5 protein-coding genes are annotated in these 5,772 nt (G+C 36.0%); 3 read left to right on the top strand and 2 right to left on the bottom strand.

The features are described from left to right. Window positions 1–254: 254 nt before the first annotated feature. Window positions 255–773 carry a nuclear transport factor 2 family protein gene (locus WBM60_RS03360; protein WP_424258984.1) on the bottom strand — a complete coding sequence of 173 codons (519 nt, stop codon included), beginning with the start codon at window positions 771–773 and terminating at the stop codon, window positions 255–257. Between the two features lie 412 nt (window positions 774–1,185). On the opposite strand from WBM60_RS03360, the gene WBM60_RS03355 reads away from it, so the two are divergent. Continuing rightward, window positions 1,186–2,463: a serine hydrolase domain-containing protein gene (locus WBM60_RS03355; RefSeq protein WP_424258982.1), complete on the top strand. Its 1,278-nt coding sequence runs from the start codon at window positions 1,186–1,188 to the stop codon at window positions 2,461–2,463. Between the two features lie 64 nt (window positions 2,464–2,527). Further along, entirely contained in the window at window positions 2,528–3,373 is an 846-nt protein-coding gene (locus tag WBM60_RS03350) for a helix-turn-helix domain-containing protein (RefSeq protein WP_424258980.1), read from the top strand. A 222-nt stretch (window positions 3,374–3,595) separates the two neighbouring features. Here WBM60_RS03350 and WBM60_RS03345 read toward each other — a convergent pair whose 3' ends face one another. Continuing rightward, window positions 3,596–4,111: a hypothetical protein gene (locus WBM60_RS03345; protein ID WP_424277387.1), complete on the bottom strand. Its 516-nt coding sequence runs from the start codon at window positions 4,109–4,111 to the stop codon at window positions 3,596–3,598. Between the two features lie 263 nt (window positions 4,112–4,374). Between WBM60_RS03345 and WBM60_RS03340 the strand changes: the two genes are divergently transcribed. Continuing rightward, window positions 4,375–5,430, top strand: a complete 1,056-nt coding sequence (locus tag WBM60_RS03340) for an IS110 family transposase (RefSeq protein WP_424282758.1) — start codon at window positions 4,375–4,377, stop codon at window positions 5,428–5,430. Window positions 5,431–5,772: the final 342 nt, after the last annotated feature.

Here is a 5,772-nt window from a genome sequence, read left to right as displayed (position 1 = left end):
AATATCAATTCTCTTAAGCCAATCATTTTTTTACGAACCTCTTCAGGGTAGTTGGCAAAAACCAATTCAACTTCAGGATTTGTCTTTAATTCAAAATTTTTCATTTTTTCAAATTGCACACAACGGTCTTGTATATGAAAAGTAACGAGTTTTTTTCATTAACTTTTTGGCTAGTATAAATGTATTAAAAAGCGCAGGCTTTGATAACCTGCGCTATATGAGCTATTTTTTATATACTTTGTTGTAGCACGTTTTTAACTTTCTTCTATTTTCAGAGGAGAATGGTGTTCGCTAACAATTTTCCATCCATTATCTGTCTTTACAAATAATAACGAAATTTGATCGTTTACAACCACTAGGTCTTCACCAAATTTGAGATGAAAATCAGAATGAAAAGTTACATTGGCCACATCGCCATACACCGCAACTTGCATATCTTTAGCGTCGAATTTCACAATCTCAGTTACAGCGCCAAAAGTATTGCGTTCAAATTCTTCGTTAGCTTCACTTCCATTGCGTGGCGCTCCATTTTTAAACTCTGAAAACTTTGGACTATAAGCATGAAAATCAATTAGTTTATCCATATCTCCATCCTTTAGACTTTGCACAATGGCATCCCAGGTGTCCATCACTTCTTGTTTTGCTTCAGGAAACTCGTCGTTAACTAAATCAATTTTCACTTCTTCAACTTCAACTTTTTCTTCTTTTTGTTTACATCCTGTAATTACAATTCCGAGAATCATAATCATTGCAAATGTCCTTTTTGAGTTCATAATGATACATTTAATTGGTTATAAGGTATTCATTAAGATACAAAAATTATTTATAATCCTCATTTTGAATGGGCTACAACGGTTTTGTATATGAAAAGTAGCGTTTTGATGTGCGCAATCTTTTCGGATAGTATAAATGTATTAAAAATGAGCAATCTTTTTTGACTTGCCCTTACCTGGTTATTTTTTATATACGTTGTTATCTTCTTTATAATGCAAGATATCATATAGGTTTGTTTCCCTATCCCTTTGAAGTTTGTTGATGCTAAGATATGATTTTCACTATGCTAATGATTTAGTTTAGTATTGCTTTATTATAGATAAATAGAGTGACGTTTAAGTGACGCTTAAATGGCGTACAACTTATTAAACTGGTATTTGTTAAAAATGTAAAATTGCAAAAAAATATTATATGCGAATTTTATTTAAAACGGTTTTGATAACATTAGTCCTATTTATTTTATGGGCAATATTTATAGTCTTTGGAACATTAAGTGGTTGGTGGATTCAACCTATAACAGATTCAGGTAATCCAGATGACTTTGTAGAGGAGGCTAAACAAGAGATACACTCTGATTTTGTCGGCAGTATTGCGATGGCTTTAGTTGAAGATGGTGAAGTCTATAATGAATATTTATTTTCAATCGATAAGTCAGTAAACAGAAATACAGCCTTCCAAGTAGCTTCTCTAAGCAAATGGGTTACTGCTTGGGGTATTATGTCTTTGGTGGATCAAGGGAAATTAAATTTGGATGATCCTATAGATAGCTATTTAACACGATGGCAACTTCCTAAAGGAGAATTTAATAATAATGAGGTGACAGTAAGACTTGTATTGAGCCATACGGCAGGCTTAACTGATGGGCTGGGGTATGCAGGGTTTCTTCCAGAAACACCTGTTCAAAGCCTTGAAGAATCCCTTACTCGGGCCTCAGATGCATCCCCTGGTGCTAATGGTGAAGTAAAAGTCGGAATCAAGCCTGGTACAGAATGGGTATATTCTGGAGGTGGTTATACTTTGCTTCAGTTACTTATCGAAGAAGTGAGCGGAAAATCTTTTCAAGATTATATGACAGAAACTATATTTCAGCCTTTAGGGATGACAAATTCTACATTTGTTTGGGACGATGCAATGCATTCAAACCTCGCTACATTTTATAACGAAGATACTTCAATTGCAAAACATTATAGATACACCTCGTTGGCAGCAACTTCATTGTATACATCTCTTAATGACTTGGAACTTTTTGTTCAAGCACATTTCAAAGGTATAAATAATGAAACCAAGGGTAGAGGTGTGCTAAATGAAAATACTATTGATGAAATGCGAAAACCACATGCTTATCAAATGGGAGCTGCTATTTGGGGACTAGGCACGATGTTATATGCAGATAATAATCAAGATGATTTTATAATTGGACATGACGGAAAAAACGACCCAGCAATAAACACAGCGGTGAGATTAAATCCATCCACAGGAAATGGCATAATAATTCTTGAAATGGGAAACCCATTATTAGCTACTGAAATTGGAAGTGAATGGGTACTTTGGAAAACTGGAAACATCGATACCCTACTTTTTATGTCACTTTACAGATCGATAATAGTTTCGATAATTATAGTTTGGGTTATTATAATACTATTGGTAATATATCTTCGAAAAAGGATTAAGAGACTGAAATCAATTTAAATACAACTGATGATTAACGAATGGATTATCTTTATTTGCTCGAAAGTGGTAAAATATAGATAAAATGCATCAACCTGAACTCGGTAAAATAATCCTTCAATTAAGAAAAAAATTAAATCTCACACAAGAAGAGCTCGCGGAAAAAAGTAAATTGGGATTGCGTACCATTCAAAGAATTGAATCAGGAGAGGTAATGCCAAGAAACTCCACTATTGATCTATTACTAAAATCTTTGAGTGAGAATCGTCAAAGCTTAAAGAATTATGAGCTAAATAATAAATCAACTCAAAATAGGCTTGCAAACTTCTTTTTGATAGGAGATTTTACCAACAATACACTCTCTTCAATAGTGCAAACTGCTTGGATTGCTGGTATTGCTTATTTTTTAGTCCTAATTATTGAGTATGGATTCGAATATTTAATTTTCAACGAAGACAAAGTTGAAACCGTATGGAAGGTGTTTTTTATTTTACTTAAACTTTGGATACTTCTGTCATTTAGTTTTTTCATGAGAGGCTTTACAGTTCTGGCAAAAATATTTGATAACTATCTTCTTAGAATATGCTCGTACTTGATGATAGGATTAATGACAGGAATCGTTTTTTCAGATATTATAAAGGTAGTTCTTATTGAGAATAACCAATTAAAGGTTGTTTTTACATTTAGCAAGTCAATTATGGCTGGTGTTACGAGCCTATTTTTTGGCATTACACTTATTAGGTTGCAAGATAGTTTGGGGTTGCTCTCAAAGTATGCAGGAATTGCGGAAATTGTTCTTGGAAGTTGTTTAATTTCTGTCTTTTTATCTCCTCTGGCATTGATTTTACTTGTGCCTGCAACTCTTATGGAAATTATAATTCTTTACAAAGGGTACGAATTTATTAAATCAGAATTAATTACGAAACCTTAAGAGAATATCGAGATTGATAATTAACACTAGTAAATCTGTGGATTTATTTCCTCTCAATTAAATATTCCACCACTTTTGAGATATTGAAGATAACGTCTAGGCTATGATTTCGTTGTGGAATCATCCGCAGGATTATTCCGCTTAGAAATCAGCCGTTGATTTATACTTTTATTTTAGTGCGGCACAAAACCACAATGAATTATAGCCATTGTTGTAACACGTTTAATCTTTTTTCTGTGGATAAGATTTGGGATTCAATTTGTAATTGTTGGGGTCAACTGATCGAAATATCCCAGTACTATAATTCTTTTCAAATGCCACAATAATGGAGTCACTTACCGTTTTTCCAAGCGGATGAAAGGTTTTAATGGTTACATTTTTCTTATTTGACAGCAAACAACCTTCACAAGAAGCGTAATAACCATTGAGTACAATAATATCGAGTATTTTATATACTTTCTGATTCGATTTAGTATCAATTCTAACACTTTCAGATGTAATAATTTGATTATTTCCTTTGACGAAACTTGTCGAAGTTGTTTCTATATCATCTTTTGTTAAACCAACTCTTGATTTATATTGTAACTCCTTTAATTCCGATAATTCTGAATACTCCATTCCAATCAGATAATCAAATTCATCAGTATTAGACACAATTTCTTTGCTTTGGCTAAACCCATTAAATGAGAAAATAATATAGCAAAGAATTAAGAGGAAAATAGGATTATTGTTTTTCATTTCATTTTTTCTTTAAATGTGTTACAACGTGTTGGCTATGATTTGGCGGGTTCTGGATGGCGAGCTTTTAGTGCGGATCTCGCGATTTATTGCGAGAAATTAGCGTTTGCAAGGCGAGCCATTTGAAACCGAAATCATTTTCGGTTTGTTTTGCAGATAAATGTAGGAAAAACTCTTCATCTTAACCAACTACCCGATGAATTATAGCATCGATGAAAAAGCAGTTAGTCAAGTATCTTTAAAGTTCTCTAAAACTATAAGATATGGAATCTCAACAAACTGCTCTACCAAAGCTATACATTGGTATCGACATTCACAAGCGAAGCTGGAAGGTTCATTGTAGCACTGATCTTTTTTCGGGTAAGTCATTCAGTATGCCCCCTGATCCCGAACAATTATTGAATTATGTACTGAAACATTTTCCGGGTTTTGAGGTAAGTACGGCTTATGAGGCAGGTTGCTGCGGGTATTATGCTCACCGTTGTTTTGTTTCCTATGGATGGGAATCTCTTGTAGTTAACCCTGCGGATATCCACCGTAAAGGCAAAGAGCGCCATACCAAGACGGACCGTATCGATGCACAGCTGATAAGTCGTGAACTCAGGGATGGTCGTTTGGAAAGTATTGCTATTCCAGAGCGGGAACGTGAGCAGCTTCGAAGTCTTTTCCGCCGGCGCAATGATCTGGTGAAGGACTTCCGCCGGGTGAAATCCTACATCAAGATGCAACTGCTCTATTTTGGCATTAAGGTCCCGGAGGAGTTCGACAATGACCATTGGAGCCATAAGTTCCGAACATGGTTAGACGATATGGTTTTTACATACCCTACAGCAAAGGCGACCTTGCAGAGTAGGATGCGTTTTTTCCGTTTCGTGGACCAGGAACTTCGGGATGTTTCGACGCAGCTCAGGAGATATTGTAAGGTGCATTATAAGAAGGATTACATGTTGCTACGCAGTATACCCGGTATCGGTGGTATTGTGGCCTGTGGTATCCTTTGCGAGCTGGGTGATCTGAGACGCTTCAATAGCGTGAAACACTTGGCAGGCTATGTAGGCCTGGCACCGGGGGTGTACCAAAGCGGGGACAACTACCGGGTTATGGGCATGACCCCGAGGGCACACCGATTGATACGCTCTTATTTTGTGGAGGCCGCCTGGCAGGCCATAAGGGCAGATCCAGTAATGCAGGCCTATTATCGAAAACATTTAGGCAAGGACACTAAGAAAATTATCATAAAAGTGGCCAGAAAACTGCTCAGCAGGACCCTGGCAGTAATAAAAACAGAAACTCCCTATGTGATAGGAGTTATCGAATAATTATTAAACATAACTAAGCTCATTACACAAGTAGACAAGCCTGTACCACAAAACAACGTGGGTGGCTCCGCCCCAGGCGGGGATCACATATTTATAGCAAGTGGCCGGGCTTATTATAACTTATAATCATACAGATGCCGGTGACCACGCCAAGGGCGTGGATCACATATAGGATGCGGAGCAAGTTATATTAAAAGAAAAAAAGGTGGTTTAAGTAAGAAAAATAAATATTAATTATCTTTAAGGAAACTGGACTAGGGCTTTTCATAGGATGCGTTGTTGTGTGCAGTTTTTATTCATATTCCCAAGGTTGGCAATTGTTTTACCTTATGATAGGTCAAT

The sequence above is a fragment of the Eudoraea sp. genome (genome assembly GCF_049669105.1).
GTDB lineage: Bacteria > Bacteroidota > Bacteroidia > Flavobacteriales > Flavobacteriaceae > Eudoraea.
The sequence above is the reverse complement of the archived record's forward strand: the minus strand, read 5'-3'. Positions and strand labels throughout refer to the sequence as shown.